The following is a 19,390-nucleotide window of genomic DNA, read 5'->3' on the forward strand; positions in this document are numbered from 1 at the left end:
CGATTTCGCCAACACTTTCCGCCCTAGAGTGGATCGTCAATAGGGCTTCTGACCAAAGGAAAGAGCGATGGGCGTGCGGTTTGGAATTCTGGCCTTCCCCAATGTGCAGCAACTGGACCTGACGGGCCCCTATGAGGTGTTCGCCTCTGCGCCGGACGCCGAGGTCCATCTCGTCTGGAAGAGCCTTGAGCCGCTGAAGGCCTCGACCGGGCTGTCCTTGACGCCGACGGCGACCTTCGCCGACTGCCCGCAGCTGGACGTCCTGTGCGTGCCGGGGGGCGCAGGGGTCAACGCGCCGATGGAAGACGCCGAGACCTTGGACTTCATCCGAAAGCAGGCCGCCGGCGTGCGTTACCTGACCTCGGTCTGCACCGGGTCGCTGGTGCTGGGCGCCGCCGGGCTGCTGAAGGGCAAGAAGGCCACCTCGCACTGGAACGCGGCGGACCTGCTCGCCCAGTTCGGCGCGGAGCCGACCCAGGGGCGGGTCGTGCGCGACGGCGACCTGTTCACCGCCGGCGGCGTCACCAGCGGCATCGACTTCGGCCTGGTGATCGTCGCGGAACTGTTCGGCGAGGCGACAGCCCAGCGCATCCAGCTGATGATCGAATACGCCCCGCAGCCGCCGTTCAATTCGGGGACGCCGGAGACAGCGCCAGCGGCGGTGTTGGCCGACGCCAAGGCGCGCGCCGCGGGCTCACGCCAGGCGCGCGAGGCGATCATCGCCAGGGTGATGGCCCAGGCCTGACCGGCTCGACCTGCGCAGATCGCCCTGCTAGGCCAGGGCGATCCTCCGCAGAGACTTCGTCCGCATGCGAAAAATAGACCCCGCCCGGCATGAAGAGCGTCGGCGGCAGATCATGGAGGCCGCAGGCCGCTGCCTGGCGCGAGACGGCTTTCGCGGCGCGACCATGGCGCGCATCTGCGCCGAGGCGGGCATGAGCCCCGGCAACGTCTACCACTACTTCGAGAGCAAGGAGGCGATCGTCGCGGCCCGGGCGCAGACGGTCCTGGCGCGGTGGGCGGAGGCTTTCGCCGAACTGATCGCCGGCGGCGATCCCCTTTCCCTGCTGCCGTCCAAGGTGCTGGCGCTTTCCGCCCGCTCAGAAGCGGGGCTCAACCAGAGCCTGAACCAGGTGAACTACGAGACGCTGGCGGAGGCGGCGCGAAACCCGGCGATGGCCGAGATCGTCAAGCGCCACAGCGACGGCGTGCGCAGCCTGTTTCGTGAGTTCCTGCAGAACGCTCAGGCGCGCGGCCAGGTCGATGCGGGGCTGGACGCCGATGCGGCGGCCTCGGCCTTGCTCGGCATGAGCCAGTCGGCCCGAGAATGGAAGGCGCGCGATCCGGAGTTTGACCTCGCCTCGTACCTGGCCCTGCTGGACGACCTGGCGCGACGCATGCTCGCGCCGTCGCGCTGAGCTGGCCGCTGAGGGCCAAACCTTGACAACGGCCGGCTTCCGGAGAAGTTAGAACAATCATTCTAAGAAAAGGCGCCACGGCCCACTGAAGCCTGGAAGCGCCTGGTGATTGGAGGATTCGTTCAAATGCTGCTGACGTCCGGCAAGCCGTTCCACGACTATGTCGATGTCGAGAACGCGACGGTCGACCGGACGATCTTCTCCGACCAGGCGATCTATGACGCCGAGCTGGAGCGGATATTCGCCCGCGCCTGGAACTTCATGTGCCACGAAAGCCAGATCCCCAGGCCGGGCGACTTCCTTCTGAATTTCATCGGCGAGGAGTCGGTGATCGCGACTCGCGACAAGAAAGGCGAATTGCAGGTCCTGCTGAACAGCTGTCGGCACCGGGGCAACGCGGTGTGCCGGGCCGAACAGGGCAATGCGCGGTCGTTCCTGTGCACCTATCACGGCTGGACCTATGGCCTCGATGGCAAGCTCATCGGGGTGCCTGGCTACAAGGATTTCTACCACGAGCAACTGGACAAGAGCCAATGGGGCCTCGTCAGCGCCGCCAAGGTGGCGAGCTACAAGGGCTGGGTGTTCGCCACCATGGATCCGGAGGCGCCGGACCTAGAGGAATATCTTGGACCGGTGGGTCGCATCGGCATCGACCTGTGCGCGTCGCGCGGGGACATGATCGCGGTCGAAGGCGTCCAGAAGAACATCATCGGCTGCAACTGGAAATTGGCGGTCGATAACCTCTTTGATTACTACCACGTGGCCATCACCCACGCCTCGGCCTTCATGACCGAGTTCATGCCGGGCCGGAACGCCGCGCGCCGCGCCGCGGGCCAGAATCCGATGAACCATCGGGTCCTGCTGGGCGACTATGGCCACGCCATCGGCGGGCCGAAGGTGCCGCAGGAGGAATGGGACGCCATCGGCCTCGAGGACACGGGCCCGATCAACGAGGAATGGCGCAAGGGGCCCGTCGCGCAGGAGGCCCTGGGCGAGGCGGCGTCCGCGCTGCGGGGCCAGCCGAACATCTGGCCGAATCTTTGGCTGACCGGCGGCGGCAGCCAGTTCAGCCTGCGCCTGCCCAAGGGACCGCACGCCACCGAGATCTGGTGGTTCACCTTTGTCGACAAGAACCAGCCGCCGGAGATGCAGGCGCTGCGCGCCAAGCTGAGCACGCGTGCGTTCGGACCCGCGGGCATGCTGGAGCAGGAAGACGGCGAGAACTGGGATCAATCGACGCGGGCGACCCGCGGGCCGATCGCGCGGCGCTATCCGCTGAATTACCAGATGAACCTGCGCCGCGGAGAACCGACGATCACCGAGCAGGGCGTCCCCTACATCGACGCGGCGATCAACGAGCACGGGCAACTCTGGACCTATCTCGCCTGGGCCGAGTGGATGGATGCGGAAAGCTGGGCCGACCTGAAGGCCAACCGCACGCCGACGCCGCGCGCGCCGTTCTGACGCCGGACCTGGGCCGCGTCGGGCGGCCAAGGAATTCTCTATCGCAGAGATCATATCAATCGATTGGACGCCCGGGCGGGAATGTCATTTCCTGACATTGTCAAAGCGTGAGCGCGCGCGAGGAGGATGTCATGAGCGAACCGAAATGCCCCATGGACGGCGGCCGGGTGGTCGGCGCGGCCAAGCTGTTCAGCATGACCAACCGACTGTGGTGGCCGCATCAGCTGGACCTGGGCGTGCTGCATCAGAATTCGCCGCGGGCTGATCCCATGGCGGCGGACTTCGACTATGCGGCTGAGTTCAAGACCCTGGACCTGGCGGCGGTGAAGGCCGACATCTTCGCGTTGATGACGCAGTCGCAGGCCTGGTGGCCGGCGGACTACGGTCACTATGGCCCGCTGTTCATCCGCATGGCCTGGCACAGCGCCGGCACCTACCGCGTGGGCGACGGCCGCGGCGGGGCGGGGGCCGGGACGCAACGGTTCGCGCCGCTGAACAGCTGGCCGGATAACGCCAACCTGGACAAGGCGCGCATGCTGCTGTGGCCGATCAAGCAGAAGTACGGTCGCAAGCTGTCGTGGGCCGACCTGCTGGTGCTGACCGGCAACTGCGCCCTGGAATCCATGGGCTTCCAGACGGTAGGATTTGGCGGCGGGCGGGCCGATGTGTGGGAGCCGCAGACCGACATTTTCTGGGGTCCAGAACGTGAGTGGCTGGGCGATGAGCGCTATAGCGGCGACCGCGACCTGTCCCACCCCCTGGCCGCGGTGCAGATGGGCCTGATCTATGTCAATCCGGAAGGGCCGAACGGGACGCCCGATCCCCTGGCGGCGGCGCGCGACATCCGCGAGACCTTCGCCCGGATGGCGATGAACGACGAGGAGACCGTGGCCCTGATCGCCGGCGGCCACACCTTCGGCAAGGCGCACGGCGCGGGCGATCCGAACCAATATATCGGGCCGGAGCCGGAGGGAGCGGGTCTTGAGGAGCAGGGCAAGGGCTGGCGCAACAGCCTGGGCGACGGCGTGGGCGTCCACACCATCACCAGCGGCCTGGAAGGCGCCTGGACCGAAGCGCCGACCCGCTGGGACAACGGCTTCTTTGATGTGCTCTTCCGCTACGACTGGGAGCTGACCAAGAGCCCGGCCGGCGCCCAGCAGTGGACGCCGAAGAACCCGGAAGCCCAGGGTACAGTGCCCGACGCCCACGACCCGGCGGTGCGTCATGCGCCGATGATGCTGACGACGGATCTGGCGCTGCGGATCGACCCTGAATACGAAAGGATCTCGCGGCGCTTCCATGAGAACCCGGACCAATTCGCCAAGGCCTTCGCCGAGGCGTGGTACAAGCTGACTCACCGCGACATGGGGCCTCACGTCCTGTTGCTGGGCCCGGAAGCTCCGGCGGAGCCGCGGCTGTGGCAGGACCCGATCCCGGCGCTGGATCATCCGGTGATCGACGCCGCCGACATCGCCGCGCTGAAGGGCCAGATCCTGAACTGCGGCCTGTCGATCAGCCGCCTCGTCGCCACGGCCTGGGCCTCGGCCTCGACCTTCCGCGGCTCGGACAAGCGCGGCGGCGCCAATGGCGCGCGCATCCGGTTGGCGCCGGCCAAGGACTGGGCGGTCAATGAACCCGCCGAACTGGCCATCGCGTTGTCGCGGCTGGAGGCGATCCAGCAGGCGTTCAACGCCGACGCGACCGGCGGCAAGAGGGTGTCGCTGGCGGACCTGATCGTCCTGGGCGGATCGGCGGCGGTGGAGGCTGCGGCCCGCGCCGCCGGCCACGACATCGAGGTTCCGTTCACGCCGGGTCGGATGGACGCCAGCCAGGATGAAACGGATATCCAGGCCTACGATGTCCTGGAGCCGAAGGTGGATGGCTTCCGCAACTTCATCAGCGGCGACCAGACCCTGTCGCCGGAGGAAATTCTGGTCGACCGCGCGCATCTTCTGACGCTCAGCGCGCCGGAGATGACGGTGCTGATCGGCGGCCTGCGGGTGTTGGGGGCCAACTTCGGCGCCTCGCCGCACGGTGTCTTCACCGACCGGCCGGAAGTCCTGAGCAACGACTTCTTCGTCAACCTGCTGAACGCCAGCCTCACGCGACGCTGGGCGGCGCTGGCCGGACAGGATGGCGTGTTCGCGGCGCCGGGCCCGGCGGGCGAGCCGACGATGACCGCGACGCGTGTGGACCTCGTGTTCGGCTCAAACTCGCAGCTTCGGGCGCTCTCGGAAGCCTATGGGACGAATGACGCGCAAGCGCCGTTTGTCCGGGCCTTCGTCGCGGCCTGGACGAAGGTGATGAACCTGGATCGCTTCGATCTGGCCTAACGCCCCCGCGGGCCCTAGAGCTCAGGAAGCCGCCTTCTATTGAGGCAGGCCGCAGGCGCGTTCGCGCCTGCGGTCTTTGATCGCATCGAGACTTCCGGCCAAAGCCCTAGCTTGCGGCGGTAAACTGGGGAGCGCGACTATGGGCGATGCGATCATCACCACCGAGCGGACGGGCTACGTGGTTGCGTTGCCGACAGGCGATCGCGCGCCGCTGATCGTCAAGGGCCGGCCGGTGAAGACCTTCCGCGAGGGTTGGCGCGACGACGGCGTCTCGCAGCTTGGCCCTGAGACTTTCGCCCTGCACCTGGCCCATGACGAGACGCAGAGCCATGTCGCGTGGATTCTCGACCGGTCCGGCCGGCACATTGGCGCCATCAACCGCGATTTTCGCGAAGGGGCCGCCGAGCTTCATGCGCGGCCGACCTCAGGGGAGGCTACGCCCTTCGTCGCCCTCGGGACGATCTGGGCCGACCTGACGGGCCAGGGCGCGCGGCCGCTCACGCGCGACGGGGCGATGTTCACGCCGGGCCGGCTGGAGCGCCGCTTTGTGGTCGAACCCCTGGGCCGCAGCTTCTTCCTCATCACCATCGGCCTGAGAAAGGCCGAGGACCGCACGATCATCGTCAGCGACGAGATGGTCTTCCTGGGCGACAGCCTGGACGAGCTTGACCCCAAGATCGCCGCGATGGTCTGGGAGCAGGTGCATGCGCAGGTCCGTTCGGTGGGGCGCATCGCCGGCGCAGCGCCGTCGCGCTCCGCCCGGATGGCGCAGGCCGCCGCCGAGATTGTCGAGTTCGACCAGGCGGTCGCGGACGATCTCGCCCGGCTCGATGCGGACCCTGCCAACCTCGCGGCGAAGGCCAAGGTCCTGGACGCGACCGGGTTCGACGGCGCGCGGTTCCAGGCGGCCAATCCACATCTGGGAATCTCCGAGGCGGCGTTGAGCGCGCATCACGCCTTTCTGGCGGCCCGCGAAATCGTGCCGGTGGCGGCCGACAATGGCCGCAAGGCTGCGGGGTTCGCGCGGCTGAAGCCCCTGGTCCGCGCTTTCGCCGATACGCCGGCGCTCAAGAAGCGGGTCCTGGCCCGCGCCGGGCGCGCGCAGATGGCGGCCATGCTGGCGGCGGGCTCGCCGGCGGCGCGGCCGTTGGTCAACGGCCAGGTGGAACAGGCGCCCGACAACTATCTGAAGGCGGTGATCGCTGGCGCCGGCGCGATCGGCGGCAAGCCAGTGCTGATCATCGGCGACAGCCACAGCTATCTCTATTCGGCCCGCGACCTGGCCGGCGCCGACGCCTGGCCGGCGGATCTGTGGATGTTCTGCCCCGGCGGGACGGCGGCGGGCCTGGCCAACCGGCAGTCGCGGCTGCGCTATGGCGCCCGCATCCAGCGGATGGTGGCCAGGCTGCGCGAGATCGAGGGCGGGGCGGACCTGCCGATCCTGTTCAAGTTTGGCCAGGTGGACCTGGAGTTCACCTACCAGCACAAGCGCATCCAGGCGGACCTGCGGCAGTTCGATCGGCGCCACTTCGATGCTTTTGTCGCCAGCGTCGTCGAGCGCTACCTGGCCTATCTATCCGGCCTGTTTCCCGAGGATGAGCGGGCGCAGATCAACGTCTGCTCGGTCTTCCCGCCGGTGTTGTCGGATGAGGCCTGGGCGACAGGCTATCTGAACGCCAACCGCACGATCGAGCACGACCTGACCGCGGAGCAGGCCGCCTCGTTGATGGCCGATGTCCAGAAGCTGGACATTCCGACGCTCGCCGAGCGCGCGGTGCTTCATCGGGACTTCAACGCTGCCTTGCGGACGGCGGCGACGGCCGCGGGCTTCCCGTTCGTCAACGACTTTGAGCTGTACATGAGCGGGACGGGCAAGCAGGTCGACGACTACTTCGCTGGCGCAAAGCAAGGCCGCGACTGGCACGTCGACCGTCTACGTGCGCGCAATGCGGCGGCGAGCGTGCTGAAAGTGGTGCTCTCCGCGGACCGCTAGCGCAACTGCGCGGTGATCAGGCGCGTGGCGTCCATCCGGCGACCGCCGGGATCGATCATCTCGAGATGGACGTGGTCGGTGATTCCCCCGGGATAGCGCGCCTGCAAGGTCTGGGCGTGGCCGATCGGGGCGCCGAGGCGAACGAGCTGGCCGACCTGCACCGCTGGCTCGACGTAGAAGACACGGGCGGCGATCTTCAAGGCGGGGTTGTCGATCTCGACATAGAAAAGGCCGCTGTCCCCGGCGTAAGGGAAGCCGATCTTGGTGACAAAGCCGGAGATGGGCGCGCGCACAGCCTGACCGGCGACGGCGACATAGTCGACCCCGGCATGCTCGCGTTGGCCGCCGTCGCGCGAAGCCCCGAAGGCCCCGCTGCCATAGGCGTCTGCGCCGCGAGGCGCAGCGCCGGTGGGATTGACCAAATCGGCTGCGCCATCGCCGTCGATGTCCCTGCCGAGCCAGACGACGTGGCGGGGCCGCGCCGTCTCGACGCGCGGGGCCTGCAGGACCTGCAGCAGGGGCTGGGCCACGTGGCGCTCGACCGCGCCATGATTGATCACGCCGATGGCGAAGGCAGGGGCGGCGATCAAGGTGAGAAGGGCGGCGCCGAGCAGCCGCTCGCCCGCCAGTCGGCGGGTGGCCGCGGCGCGCAGGCCGCGTAGCTTTTCAAGGGTCATGACGGCCAAGTGGGGCCTGCCTGCCTGGATCGGGATGCGTCACGTCGCCGCTTTTCATCAGGCGTCGGGAACAAAATTTCGACAAAAGAAAACGGGCGCGCCGAGGAGGGCGCGCCCGTCGGGTCGATTGTCGAGTGGTTCCTAGAAGAGGACGCCGGTCTCGATCAGCGCGCGAGTCTGGCTCTTCTTCGTGCCGGCGGCGCCGAAGCCCGAACCGGCCGCAAAGTCGCTGGCGCGGATGTAGGCGACTTCGCCACGAACATAGGCGCGGCCGAGCTGCACCGTCGGGGTGACGGTGAAGGTCCAGGCCTTGGAGCCCGGGCCGTACAGCAGGTTGGTCGAGCTGTTCTTGCTCTTGATGTACTCGCCGCGGGCGGCGAGGTGGAAGCTGTCGGTGAAGCTGTACTTGCCCAGCAGCGCGAAGCCGGTGGTCGAGCCCGATTCCGTCACGCCATATTCCGGCATGGCGGGGACGCGGGAGTATTGGAAGTAGGGCATCAGCATCAGCGGGCCGGACGTGTGGGTGTAGATCACGTTCACCACGTCCTGGTTGTTCTGCAGGAGCGGCGTCGCGCCGCTGACGCGGCCGGTGTTGTCGGTGTTGCCGCCGGCGACGACAGCCAGAACGTTATTGGGGTCGATGGTGTAGGCCACCAGGCCGGTCACCCAGCTGTACTTGTTGGAATAGTAGCCGTCGTTCACCGAGACCGAGGCGCTGATCGGACCCGAGGCGAAGTTGACCTGGACGCCGCGGTTGACCGCGTTCTCCTGGTTCCACAGCTGGCCGCGGGTGATGTTCATGTTCTGGAAGCTGTTGGTGTACTCGGCGCCGATGAGCGTCGAGAGCTTGCCGATCATGATGTTGAAGTTGTCGTTCGGCACGATCTTCACGAAGCCGACCTGCAGCGCGCCGAAGGTGGCGTCGGTCTGGCCGACGGCCTCAGCCTGGGGGAAGCCCAGTGTGGACATCGAGTAGATGCCGATCTGGCCGAAAAACTGGATCGGGCCGTCGGTCTTCTGGATGAAGACCTGGGCGTTATTGACGTCGATGCCGTCCTTGTTGTCGCCCGCGATGGTGTTGGACTGGGTGTAGGCCACGCCGGTCACGGCGCCCGTCACAAAGACATCGCCGAGGATGCCGGTGTTGATCACGGTCGGGTTCGGGTTGGCCGACAGCGGCGCGGTCATGGCCGGCGTCGTCAGCGGATCGGCGTGAGCAGCGCCGCCAATGCAGGCGAGGGCGGCGACCGAGCCAGCCAAGTACAGACGAGCCTTTGAGGCGGAGCGGCTAACAGAATTCTGCTTATTTTGCGTCATGCGCATGTTTATCTTTCCCCTTTTCTGGTGCGCCGCGGCGAATAGAGCGGGCGACGCATCGCCGCCGCTGATCGCGACGACGCGCAGACCTTGGCCGCAACGGGGGCCCAAGCCCATCGGATCGATATGACGTTCGCTGTATTATAAGCGATCGGACAGTTTCTTGAACTTGTCCTCACGCGGGGGCCTGCAGCCTAAGCGTTCCGGTGCTTGGCGATGCGCGTTCGTGCTAAAAGCAGCTCGACGGCGGCGACCTTCTCTGGGGGGCCGTGCGCGAAGGCGTCTTCCGCGGCGCCTTCTCCGGGTCAGGCGATGTCAGGCGCGGCCGGGCCGCCGTGTGGCGCCGAGGGCGTTGGCTGCGGCGAATCCGCCCGCGCGGAACACCAGCGTGTCGGTCAGCTGACCCGAGAGCGGGCAGCGAAAGGCTGGGCCGTCGACCGTGTCGATCAAGCGCAGCGCCTGGTCGACCAGGCGACCGTCGATGAAGATCTCGAAGCCCGCGAACCAGCGGCCGTCCTCGCGGAGGTCCAGCAACAGGTTGCAGTGATCAAGCCCGCAATCCAGGCCCGACCAGTCGAGCTGAACCCCGCGCCGATGTCCCGGCCGCAGAAGGCCGTGTTGCGCCAGGGCGCGGAGGCTGATGCGAGGGTAGTTCTCGACATAGTCCGGCGCCAGGCGGGCAAGCCCTTCCGCCCAGGCGACGTCGTCGAGTCGCGTTTCGAAATCGCCACCGCGCCGGTAGAGCCACTGGATGGTGTCGTCGTGTTCGTCGCTCAGGGCCTCCGCCCGCTCCAGGGCGCGAAGCGTGGACAGCGAGGGCCCGCGCAGGGCGTCCTGGCGTTCAGCGGGCTTCGACAGGATCAAGAGATCGGCGTTCGCGCCGACGGGGGCGAAGTGCGAGGGCGACCTGCGCCGGACCATGCCGTCGAGGCGGCGACCCAGCCGCTCAAGCCGACCCTCGATCCACGCCCGCCGTTCCGGAGACGGTAGGGGCCGGCCGCCCGCGCCTTCCAGTTCGGCGGTCAGCCGCCGCGCCGTGTGGCCGTAGCGGTCGCTCAGGGATCCGTTCTGCGAGGAGTAGGTCAGACCCTTGGCCTTGCGGCTGCCCCAGCCGCCACCGGCGAAGTAGAGCTTCTCGCAACGCTCCGCCGAGAGCGGGCAGACGAAATAGTAGGCGCCGCCCCGGGACGGATCGCGCCGTCCGACCGTGACGGCGGTGCGCCGGTCAGGCGCGAGATTGGGCGTCCCGATCAGAATCTCGGAACGCTCTGAGTCCCAGGCAAGGTCGACGTCGAGCTCGAAGGCGTCGGGCGAGATGATCTGGCAGGTGACGCGTGTGTGATTGATCGGCGGCTCAAAGAAGCCGTCACGGCGCAGGCGTCGGCTGTCGATGCTGGCCACGCAGTCCGCATACTGCCGAACGGGGTTTTCGAGCTTCACATCGACTGATGGTGGTCAGGCGGCGTTGCTGGAACGCATCCGCATTATGACAAAGTATAGCGAGCGTGCGAAAAGGACGGTCGCTCGCCTGGTCCAGGCTTGGCGACCCATGCAGGCGTCCCCTTGCCGCAGGAGCAGAAGGGACGCCTGAACGGCGGTCAGACCGGGGCCGCGGGTTGGCGCTTAGGCGGCGCAGGCGCTGCTGGCGGCGGCGCGGACGTGGGCGGCCTGGCGGCCGGCTTCGTCGGCCGAGTGGAAGGTCACGACGACCTTGCCGTTGGCGTGCGACGCGTCGGCGACGCCGGCGTGGCCGCGGACGGCGACGGCGGCGCGCGGCGCGCAGTCGCCGAGGTCAGCGATGTGAACGGTGCGCTGGGCCTTGCGGGCGACTTCCTCGGTCAGGCCGAGGCCGGTGCCGGCGGGACCGGCGAGCACCGGCGAGGCGAAAGCGGCGGCGAGGATCAGAGCGGAGAGAGCGAGCTTCATAAGAGCGTTCCGGTTGCTAAGGGTCGAAGAGGGCGGCCGCAGGCGCGGCTCAAGGTGAGGACGACACTTTCTTGGTTTTGATCGACGTCCGGGGCGGGCGGTTACTCGGCCGCCATGGCCTGGGCCGCGGGAAACTGGTCGTAAGCGCGGCGCTGGGTCGGACCGACGGCGAAGGGCAGGTCGGCGCCTTCGCGGACAGGACTGAACGCGCCGGTCTCGCCGTCGAGGGCGAGGATTTCGCCGGCTTCGATTTCGAAGAACCAGCCGTGCAGCCTGAGGTCGCCCTGGGCGAGGGCGGCGGCGACGGAGGGATGGGTGCGCAGGTGGTTGATCTGGGCGACGACATTCTCCAGCGCCAGGGCGTGGGTGTGGTCGTGGTCGCTCATCGGCTGCGGATAGGCGTTGCAGACGACGCTGTGTGCGGCGTGGGCGTGGCGCAGCCAGGCGGCGACGTTGGGCATCTTCTCCAGGGCTTCAGGGTTGGAGAAGGCCTTCATGGCCCCGCAGTCGGAGTGGCCGCAGACGATGATGTCGCGCACGCCCAGCGCCACGACGGCGTATTCGACGGCGGAGGAGACCCCGCCGTTGGCCTGGCTGAAGGGCGGAACGATGTTGCCGGCGTTGCGGCAGACGAACAACTCGCCCGGCTCAGCCTGCATGATCATCTCCGGGACAACCCGGCTGTCGGCGCAGGAGATCATCAGCGCCTTGGGGCTCTGCCCGTCCTTGGCCAGTTGTTCGTAGAGCGCCTGCTTGGCGGGGAAGACCTGACCTTGGAACCGGGACATCCGGCCGAAAAATTCGTCCACGCGATACTCTCCATCGACCAGAGGCCAGGGCGACGCCACCGGCCCGCAGACGCTCTGGAGGAGGTCGGTATGCGGGGGGCGCACGGCGCGAGCCGGCGGCGTCGTCAATGAAGATGGGCGGTGCAATTTGCTGCACCGCGTCCTCAGCGTGACAAACTGTGAGGGCCCGGCGGGTCTTCACCGCCGCTGCGTTCAGGTGTCGCGGGGGCCCAGGGGCAGGAGGATCTCGGCCCGCAGGCCGCCTTCGGGACGATTGCTGAGGCGGAACTCCCCGTTCTCGCGCTCGACGGCCTGGACGACGATCGCCAAGCCCAGCCCCATGCCAGAGCCATCGCGGGCGCGGGCTTCGTCAAGGCGGTAGAAGGGGGCCGTCACGGCGAGCAGCTTGTCCTCCGGCACGCCAGGGCCGTCATCCTCGACGAGGATGCGCGCGTGGGTCGCGGTCTGCTCCAGCCGCACCTGCACGGACTGGCCGTACTTGAGCCCGTTCTCGACGAGGTTACTGAGGGCGCGCTTCAAGGGCAGGGGGCGCGCGACGATGAACAGTCGCTCCAGGCCCTCGAAGCGCACGGGCCGGCCCACATCGGCGTTGGCGTCGACCAGCGTCGAGATCAGCGCCGCCAGGTCGATCTTGCGGGGCGGGGCGCCGTCGGTGTCGCCGGACATGTAGGCGAAGATCGAGGCGAGCAGGGCGTCCATCTCGGCGATATCGCCTTCCATCGCCTCGCGCGCGTCGGGATCCGGGATCAGGCCGGCCCGAAGGCGCATTCGGCTGAGCGGGGTGCGCAGGTCATGGCCGACGGCGGCCAGCGCCTCGGTGCGGTCGGCGATCAACCGGCCGATCCGCGCCTGCATGGCGTTGAACGCCTTGGCGACGCGGCGCAGGTCGCCTGGGCCTTCCTCGAGCACGGTCACCGGCGCGCCGTGGCCCACCCGGTCGGCGGCGTTGGCGAGATTGCGCAGGGGCGCAGCCAGGGTGCGGACGAGCATGCCGGCCGCGGCCAGGACGCCGAGGGTGAGGATCGCGGCGCTGCCGATGGTGCGGTAGAGTTGCGGCCAGTGGCCAAACAGATCGCGCGAGCGGAATTCGAGCCACTTGCCGTCGCTGAGCGACATGGCGCCGACCAGATCGGCGCGGCCCTGGCGGCCCGGGGCGGAGCCGAGCCGCAGGGCGTTGTCCGCCAGGGACGGCTCCCAGGCGATGATCTGGGTGCGCAGGCGGGCGAACACCGGATCGTCCTGTGACTTGATGATCGGCGGGGTGTCGCGCAGGACCGCGGTGAGGTGCTCGGTGGTCAGGGTGTTCAGCACGTCGGCGCGCCGATCAGGCTCGGCGTCGGCGAGCAGGCGTTCCCCCACCACCAGCAGTTCCGCGACCCGCCGCGCGTGGTCGGCGCGCAGGGTGTAGCGCCCCAGTTGATCCTGCAGAAGGATGCTGCCGACGAACTGCAGCAGCACGGCGGCGAGGATGACGGCGGTGACGCGGCCGACAAGGCCCTTGGGCCAGAGCGTCACGTGCATGGCGTCAGTAGCATCCGATCAGTGGCGCGCCTGGACCTGGGCGCGTCAAGCCCGCTCCACCTTGGCCGAGAACATATAGCCGGCGCCGCGGACCGTGCGGATCAGGGCCCGGCCGCCGGCCTGGTCGGAAAGCTTGCGGCGCAGGCGGCTGACCAGGACGTCGATCGAGCGGTCGGAGGCCTCGGCCAGCCGGGTCCGCGACAGCTCCAGCAGGCGCTCACGGCCGATGATCCGCTGCGGATTCTCCAGGAAGCTGATCAGCAGGTCGTACTCGGCGCCGGACAGCTCGACTTCGGCGCCTTCCGGCGAGGTCAGGGCCCGGCGGCGCAGGTCCACCGTCCAGCCGGCGAACTGCAGGGCTTCGCGCGCGACGGCGTGCTCGATCGGCCCGTTGGTGGTGCGCCGCAGGACCGCGCGGACGCGGGCCAGCAGCTCCTTGTTCGAGAACGGCTTGGGAATGTAATCGTCGGCGCCCAGCTCAAGACCGAGAATGCGGTCCATCTCGTCGCCGCGGGCGCTGACGATGATGATCGGCACGGCGCTGTTGCGGCGGATCGTGCGGCACAGGTCCAGGCCATTGGCGCCGGGGAGCATGATGTCGAGCAGCACCAGGTCGAAGGGCTGCTCCTTCATCGCCCGCCACATGTCCGGCGCGGCCGGCGCCGCGGTGGCGCGAAAGCCGTTCTCCCGCAGGGTGCGGGTCAGCAGGACGCGCAGGCCAGGGTCATCCTCGACGATGAGAATTTCTGGCGGGCGATCCTGCAGATCCGACAAGACGCCGTTGCTCAACATGAGGGGCGACCGACGGGCGCGGACGGGCGGAGGAACTGGTCTTGCATCACGCGTCCACGTAGGTCGCGTGGCTGCGCTGTGAAAGCGGCGTTTCAATCATTTTCCACACGAAATGCGTCCTGCGGGGCCTCGTAGGCGAGGTTGCACCGCAATAAGCGTCTCGTTTGCGGCTGAAACATTACAAAACGAGTCTGAACAACAAACTGTTGCGGTATGTCAAAAACGGCGGCCGGCTCGGGCCGGGTACGCCGGACGCGACGTCCGCGCCCGCAGATTTGGGGCCTTGCGCAGGAAATATGGCAGGCCTCGCGTCTTGGGTCCGGCGGCGGCGGCGGCCTAAGGTGCGCCGGCAAGGGTTGGCGCGAGACCGACTCGTTCGGGGGGAGTGGTTGATGGTGGCGAACGAGGAACGGGCGACGCCGTGGGGCATGGTGGTCCTGCTTGCGGCCATGACGGTGCTTGGCCCGCTGTCCATCGCGATCTGCCTGCCGGCGCTGCCGAGCATCGCCACGGCGCTGTCGGCGTCCATGGGCCAGGCGCAGGCGACGGTGTCGGCCTTCCTGCTCGGCATGGGGGTGGGCCAGCTGTTCTACGGTCCGGCTTCGGATCGGTTGGGCCGCCGCGGCCCGCTCCTGCTCGGCGGGGTGCTGTACGTCGCTGCGTCCTTCGCCTGCATCTTCGCGACCAGCCCTGAAATGATGATCGCGAGCCGCTTCGTTCAGGCGCTAGGCGCGTGTGCGGGCGGCGTGATCGGCCGCGCCATCGTGCGCGATCAGTTCGGCCACGTGGAGACCGCGCGGATGCTGAGCCTGATGGCGTTGCTCACGGGGCTCGCCCCGGTGTTCGCCCCGATGCTCGGTGGCCTGTTGCTGGGTCTGGGCGGCTGGACGCTCGACTTCATCTTCATGGGAGTCGCCGGCCTGGTCGTCCTGCTCGCCACCGTGATGACCTTGAAGGAGACACGATCGGCTGAGACCACGGCGCACTCGAAGACAGAAGGTCCGGTGCGCGCCTATCTGATGCTGCTGCGGGAGCGGCGGGTGGCGGGCTATGTGCTGGCCGGAGCCCTGAACGGGGCGGGCCTGTTCACCTTCATCGCCACGTCGCCGGACCTGTTGATCAACACCTATCACATGACGCCGGCGCAATACGGCGGGGTGTTCATCTTCATCGGCATGGCCCTGCTGGGCGGCAACTATTTCAATCGGATCCTGCTGCGCCGGTTCGGGCCGGATCACATCCTGCGCGGCGCCAGCTGTGTGGCCGTGCTCATCGCGATCCTGATGGTGGTGGTCGCGGTGACCGAAGTCGCCGCGCCGTGGAGCCTCATCGGCCTGCTGTTCCTGCTCCAGGGATCCTACAGCTTCATGCAGGGCAACAGCATGGCCGGCGCCCTGAGCGTCGACCCGCGACGGGCGGGATCGACGTCAGCGCTGATGGGCTTCTCCTCCTTCGCCGCCGGCGCCGTGGGATCGGCGGTGTCGGGGGCGCTGCACGATGGCACGGCGCGGCCGATGGCCCTGGTGACCCTGGTGGTCACCGTAGGCGCCGCCGTTTCCCTGTGGGTTCTCGCGCCGCCGAAGCGCGCGCGGTCGCCCGCCTAGAACCAGCCCTGGGCGGGCGGCGCGGTGTAGATGGCGTCGATCGCAGCCAGGGTCTCGGGCGAGAGCTCGAGATCGGCGGCGGCGATGTTGGCCTCCAGTTCGGCGAGGCTTTCCGGGCCGATGATCGCCGAGGCGACGGCCGGGCGGCGAAGCAGCCAAGCCAGCGCCAGGTGCGTACGCGGCTGGCCAACCTCTTCAGAGATGTCCTTCAAGGCCTTGGCGTAGCCCAGCTGAGCTTCGCTGAAGCCTGAGCCGAAGCCCCAGCGGGCGTTGCCGGTGTGGGTGCGCACCTCATCGACCGCGGGCGTGAAGAGGCCGCCGGCGAGCGGGCTGAAGACGGTCAGCGACAGGCCGTGCTTGAGGCAGATCTGGCTGATCTCGCGCTCCGCCAGGCGCTGCTGAATATTGTATGACACCTGGTTGGCGACGGGGCTGTCGAGGCCGAGCTTATCGGCGGTCCACAAGGCCTCCATCATCTGGACGCCGCTGTAGGTGGAGAGCGCGATGTAGCGGACCTTGCCCTGGCGCACGAGATCGTCAAAGGCGCGCAGGGTCTGCTCGATCGGCGTCTCGGGGTCTGGGTGGTGGGCGTAGTAGAGGTCGATGTGGTCGGTGCCCAGGCGCTTCAGGCTGCGCTCGACCTGGTTGAAGATGTGGTAGCGCGACAGGCCCCGATCGTTCGGGCCGGTTCCGGCCTGCTCTTGCACCTTCGAAGAGATGAAGACGTCGTTGCGGCGGCCCTTGAGCGCGCGGCCGAGAATCTCCTCGGCGGATTCGCGTTCAGTGTAGGGCGGCGCGCCCGGACGGTCGAAGGACGCGCGGTCGCCGTAGGTGTTGGCGCAGTCGAAGTAGTTGATCCCGTAGTCCAGGGCGGCGTGGACCAGACGATCGCAGTCGGCGGCGAGCGGCGCGACGCCGAAGGTCGCCGTGCCCAGCGCCAGCGTCGACACCTTCACCCCGGTTTTGCCCAGTGGTGCGTATTTCATGTTGTTTTCCCCCGTTGAGAGCCGGGGACGCTACAGTAGACCTTCGCGACCTTCATCAGCGAAGGCGCCGGCTCGGACAATATTCTTCGATTGTCGGTGAGACGCCAGGGGGACCACATCGCCCTCCGCCATGGGGCGTCGGAGGTTTTCGAGATGGATCTGCAGCTGACCGGCAAGCGCGCCCTGGTGACGGGCGGCAGCAAGGGCATCGGCCTGGCGATCGCGCGGCAGCTGTTGGCGGAGGGCGCGCAGGTGGTCATCGCCGCGCGTGGACAGGCGGTCCTGGACGAGGCGGTGCAAGGTCTGCGCGCCGCGACCGGCGGCAAGGTCGCGGGGTTTCCGGTGGATACGGCTGACGACGCCTCCGTACAGGCGCTGGTGGCCGCAACGGTTGGCGAACTGGGCGGTCTGGACATCCTGGTCAACGCTGCGGCCAAGCCCGGCGGCCATGCGCCACCCCCCAAGCTCAGCGAGATCACGAATGAGCTTTTCTGGGACGATGTGAACGTCAAGGTGCTGGGCTATCTGCGGACCGCCCGGGAGGCCGCGCCGCACATGGCGGCGGGCGGCTGGGGCCGGATCATCAACATCAGCGGGCTCGCGGCGCGGAGCACCGGTTCGACCATCGGCTCGGTGCGCAACGCCGCGGTCACCGCGCTCACCAAGAACCTCGCTGACGAGCTTGGTCCGTCGGGGATCAATGTGACGGTGGTCTATCCGGGCCCGACGCGGACGGAGCGCACGGCGGAGACGGTCGAGCGCCTGTCGGCGCTGATCGGCGCAGACGCCGCCGCCGCTGAACAGCGGATCGCCGCCAACACGACCATTGGGCGCCTCGTGGAAGCCTCGGAAGTCGCCGACATCGTGACGTTCCTGGCGTCGCCGCGCAGCGTGGCGATCAATGGCGACGCCATCGCCTGCGGGGGCGGCGTGCGCGGTCCAATCTTCTACTAGCGACCTCGCGCCGCCTCATTCCCGTGGTTGACGCGAGGGACCGCCACGGGTCTGTTGCCTGGGCTACATAGGAGGCTCTGCGTGGACGTCGACGCCCTTCGCCAGTTTGTCGAGACCGTCTGGGACGAGGAGATCGTCGGCGAACTGACCGACTACATCGCGATCCCGGCGAAATCCCCGCACTTCGATCCGCAATGGGCGGAGAACGGCCACATCGACCGCGCCGTCGATCACATGGTGCGCTGGGCGCAAGGCAAGTTGGCCGAATTGCCGGGGGCGACCATCGAGGTCGTCCGCCTGGAGGGCCGCACGCCGACCATCCTGATCGAGGCCCCGGGCGAGATCGACGACACGATCCTGCTCTATGGCCACCTGGACAAACAGCCGGAAATGACCGGCTGGGCCGAGGGCCTGGGACCGTGGATCCCGGTGCTCAAGGACGACAAGCTCTATGGTCGCGGCGGGGCCGACGACGGCTATGCGATCTACGCCAGCGTCACGGCGCTGCTCGCCCTGCAACGGCAGGGGGTGAAGCGGGCCCGCGCTGTGGTCCTGATCGAGGCGTGCGAGGAAAGCGGCAGCTACGACCTGCCGTACTACGTCGATCATCTGACGGCGCGGCTGGGCGAGCCGTCGCTGGTGGTCTGCCTCGACAGCGGCTGCGGCAACTATGACCAGCTATGGTTGACGACGTCCCTGCGCGGCCTGGCCGGGGGCCTGTTGACCGTGCAGGTGCTGGATGAGGGCGTCCATTCCGGCGACGCCTCGGGCATCGTGCCGGACAGCTTCCGCCTGGCGCGGGCGCTGGTGGGACGGCTGGAAGACGAGGCGACGGGCGAGGTCCGCCTGCCGAAGCTGAATGTGCAGATCCCGCCGGAGCGGCGGCGTCAGGCCGGGCTCGCGGCCGAGGCGCTGGGCGAGGAAGTCTGGCGCAAGTTCCCCTTCAGCGGCCAGACGCGGCCGGCGACGCTGGACGGCGCGGAGCTGGTGCTGAACCGCACCTGGCGGCCGCAGCTGGCGGTGGTGGGGGCTGGCGGCCTGCCGGACCCAGTGCAGGCCGGAAACGTGCTGCGTCCGACAACGGTGCTCAAGCTCAGCCTTCGGTTGCCGCCGACGGCCGACCCGCAGGCCGCCCAGGCGATTATCGGCGAGACCCTGACCGCCGATCCGCCGCAGGGCGCGTCCGTGCAATGGAGCGGCGACCAGGCGGGATCCGGCTGGAACGCGCCAGCGCTGGCGCCCTGGCTGGAAGCGGCGGTGCAGTCGGCGTCCGAGACGGCGTTCGGCCGCCCGGCGATGATGATGGGCGAGGGCGGAACGATCCCGTACATGGGCATGCTCGGCGACAAGTTCCCGGCGGCGCAGTTTCTGATCACCGGCGTGCTCGGTCCCAGATCGAACGCCCACGGGCCGAATGAATTCCTGCACATTCCCACAGGCAAGCGGGTCACCGCCTGCGCCGCCCTGATCATGGAGGCGCACGGCGCGCAGGCCAGCGCGGTCACGTAAGTGTTTGCTGGGGAGCTAGCGTGCAAAGATCAATTTGCGAGCTGTCGCCGACGGCTAACCTTGCTCTGAGTTAATAAGCTGATTTCG

Annotated in this window: 16 protein-coding genes; 8 read left to right on the plus strand and 8 right to left on the minus strand. The window is 68.1% G+C overall.

What is annotated here, in order from left to right:
- Positions 1 to 67 precede the first annotated feature (67 nt).
- The 5 genes from BN1313_RS05695 (at position 68) to BN1313_RS05715 (ending at position 7,208) form a co-directional block, all read left to right on the plus strand.
- Complete coding sequence (locus BN1313_RS05695; RefSeq protein ID WP_091737633.1) at positions 68 to 745, plus strand: DJ-1/PfpI family protein; 678 nt, start codon at positions 68 to 70, stop codon at positions 743 to 745.
- 64 nt (positions 746 to 809) lie between these two features.
- On the plus strand, positions 810 to 1,418 hold the full coding sequence (locus tag BN1313_RS05700) for a TetR/AcrR family transcriptional regulator (protein ID WP_091737636.1): 609 nt from the start codon (positions 810 to 812) through the stop codon (positions 1,416 to 1,418).
- A 126-nt stretch (positions 1,419 to 1,544) separates the two neighbouring features.
- Positions 1,545 to 2,882 (plus strand): aromatic ring-hydroxylating oxygenase subunit alpha, encoded by a 1,338-nt coding sequence (locus BN1313_RS05705; RefSeq protein ID WP_091737639.1) that lies wholly within the window; start codon positions 1,545 to 1,547, stop codon positions 2,880 to 2,882.
- A 131-nt stretch (positions 2,883 to 3,013) separates the two neighbouring features.
- Positions 3,014 to 5,215, plus strand: a complete 2,202-nt coding sequence (gene katG / locus BN1313_RS05710) for a catalase/peroxidase HPI (RefSeq protein ID WP_091737642.1) — start codon at positions 3,014 to 3,016, stop codon at positions 5,213 to 5,215.
- Between the two features lie 139 nt (positions 5,216 to 5,354).
- Entirely contained in the window at positions 5,355 to 7,208 is a 1,854-nt protein-coding gene (locus BN1313_RS05715) for a hypothetical protein (RefSeq protein ID WP_091737645.1), read from the plus strand.
- On the opposite strand, the gene BN1313_RS05720 is transcribed toward BN1313_RS05715, so the two are convergent.
- The 7 genes from BN1313_RS05720 to BN1313_RS05750 form a co-directional block, all read right to left on the minus strand.
- Positions 7,205 to 7,885, minus strand: a complete 681-nt coding sequence (locus tag BN1313_RS05720; protein WP_091742399.1) for a M23 family metallopeptidase — start codon at positions 7,883 to 7,885, stop codon at positions 7,205 to 7,207. The two genes, BN1313_RS05715 and BN1313_RS05720, sit on opposite strands and share 4 nt — an antisense overlap.
- Before the next feature lie 141 nt (positions 7,886 to 8,026).
- On the minus strand, positions 8,027 to 9,145 hold the full coding sequence (locus tag BN1313_RS05725; protein ID WP_176695913.1) for an outer membrane beta-barrel protein: 1,119 nt from the start codon (positions 9,143 to 9,145) through the stop codon (positions 8,027 to 8,029).
- Positions 9,146 to 9,517: 372 nt separating this feature from the next.
- A complete protein-coding gene (locus BN1313_RS05730) occupies positions 9,518 to 10,603 on the minus strand; it encodes a hypothetical protein (protein ID WP_091737651.1) in 1,086 nt (361 codons plus the stop codon).
- A 222-nt stretch (positions 10,604 to 10,825) separates the two neighbouring features.
- Complete coding sequence (locus BN1313_RS05735) at positions 10,826 to 11,128, minus strand: hypothetical protein (protein WP_091737654.1); 303 nt, start codon at positions 11,126 to 11,128, stop codon at positions 10,826 to 10,828.
- A 101-nt stretch (positions 11,129 to 11,229) separates the two neighbouring features.
- The gene (locus BN1313_RS05740) at positions 11,230 to 11,937 is read right to left on the minus strand and encodes a carbonic anhydrase (RefSeq protein WP_245620108.1); all 708 of its coding nucleotides are present in this window, start codon (positions 11,935 to 11,937) and stop codon (positions 11,230 to 11,232) included.
- A 192-nt stretch (positions 11,938 to 12,129) separates the two neighbouring features.
- Positions 12,130 to 13,458, minus strand: coding sequence for an ATP-binding protein (locus tag BN1313_RS05745; protein ID WP_091737657.1), 1,329 nt, complete (start codon positions 13,456 to 13,458; stop codon positions 12,130 to 12,132).
- A 45-nt stretch (positions 13,459 to 13,503) separates the two neighbouring features.
- Positions 13,504 to 14,250 (minus strand): response regulator, encoded by a 747-nt coding sequence (locus tag BN1313_RS05750; RefSeq protein ID WP_091737660.1) that lies wholly within the window; start codon positions 14,248 to 14,250, stop codon positions 13,504 to 13,506.
- Positions 14,251 to 14,642: 392 nt separating this feature from the next.
- On the opposite strand from BN1313_RS05750, the gene BN1313_RS05755 reads away from it, so the two are divergent.
- The gene (locus BN1313_RS05755; protein ID WP_091737663.1) at positions 14,643 to 15,854 is read left to right on the plus strand and encodes a multidrug effflux MFS transporter; all 1,212 of its coding nucleotides are present in this window, start codon (positions 14,643 to 14,645) and stop codon (positions 15,852 to 15,854) included.
- Here the strand turns inward: BN1313_RS05755 and BN1313_RS05760 are convergent.
- Complete coding sequence (locus BN1313_RS05760; RefSeq protein ID WP_091737666.1) at positions 15,851 to 16,840, minus strand: aldo/keto reductase; 990 nt, start codon at positions 16,838 to 16,840, stop codon at positions 15,851 to 15,853. The genes BN1313_RS05755 and BN1313_RS05760 overlap by 4 nt on opposite strands.
- A 153-nt stretch (positions 16,841 to 16,993) precedes the next feature.
- On the opposite strand from BN1313_RS05760, the gene BN1313_RS05765 reads away from it, so the two are divergent.
- Positions 16,994 to 17,794, plus strand: a complete 801-nt coding sequence (locus BN1313_RS05765) for an SDR family NAD(P)-dependent oxidoreductase (protein ID WP_091737669.1) — start codon at positions 16,994 to 16,996, stop codon at positions 17,792 to 17,794.
- Positions 17,795 to 17,875: 81 nt separating this feature from the next.
- On the plus strand, positions 17,876 to 19,303 hold the full coding sequence (locus tag BN1313_RS05770) for a M20 family metallopeptidase (RefSeq protein ID WP_091737672.1): 1,428 nt from the start codon (positions 17,876 to 17,878) through the stop codon (positions 19,301 to 19,303).
- Positions 19,304 to 19,390: the final 87 nt, after the last annotated feature.

The sequence above is a fragment of the Phenylobacterium immobile (ATCC 35973) genome, assembly GCF_001375595.1.
In the GTDB taxonomy this organism is placed as follows: Bacteria; Pseudomonadota; Alphaproteobacteria; order Caulobacterales; family Caulobacteraceae; genus Phenylobacterium; species Phenylobacterium immobile.

Excerpts from the sequence above, each read along its gene's own strand:
- BN1313_RS05695 (WP_091737633.1), top strand. The coding sequence starts at position 68 with ATGGGCGTGCGGTTTGGAATTCTGGCCTTCCCCAATGTGCAGCAACTG.
- BN1313_RS05700 (WP_091737636.1), top strand. The coding sequence starts at position 810 with ATGCGAAAAATAGACCCCGCCCGGCATGAAGAGCGTCGGCGGCAGATC.
- BN1313_RS05705 (WP_091737639.1), top strand. The coding sequence starts at position 1,545 with ATGCTGCTGACGTCCGGCAAGCCGTTCCACGACTATGTCGATGTCGAG.
- katG (WP_091737642.1), top strand. The coding sequence starts at position 3,014 with ATGAGCGAACCGAAATGCCCCATGGACGGCGGCCGGGTGGTCGGCGCG.
- BN1313_RS05715 (WP_091737645.1), top strand. The coding sequence starts at position 5,355 with ATGGGCGATGCGATCATCACCACCGAGCGGACGGGCTACGTGGTTGCG.
- BN1313_RS05720 (WP_091742399.1), bottom strand. The coding sequence starts at position 7,885 with ATGACCCTTGAAAAGCTACGCGGCCTGCGCGCCGCGGCCACCCGCCGA.
- BN1313_RS05735 (WP_091737654.1), bottom strand. The coding sequence starts at position 11,128 with ATGAAGCTCGCTCTCTCCGCTCTGATCCTCGCCGCCGCTTTCGCCTCG.
- BN1313_RS05745 (WP_091737657.1), bottom strand. The coding sequence starts at position 13,458 with ATGCACGTGACGCTCTGGCCCAAGGGCCTTGTCGGCCGCGTCACCGCC.
- BN1313_RS05750 (WP_091737660.1), bottom strand. The coding sequence starts at position 14,250 with ATGTTGAGCAACGGCGTCTTGTCGGATCTGCAGGATCGCCCGCCAGAA.
- BN1313_RS05755 (WP_091737663.1), top strand. The coding sequence starts at position 14,643 with ATGGTGGCGAACGAGGAACGGGCGACGCCGTGGGGCATGGTGGTCCTG.
- BN1313_RS05760 (WP_091737666.1), bottom strand. The coding sequence starts at position 16,840 with ATGAAATACGCACCACTGGGCAAAACCGGGGTGAAGGTGTCGACGCTG.
- BN1313_RS05765 (WP_091737669.1), top strand. The coding sequence starts at position 16,994 with ATGGATCTGCAGCTGACCGGCAAGCGCGCCCTGGTGACGGGCGGCAGC.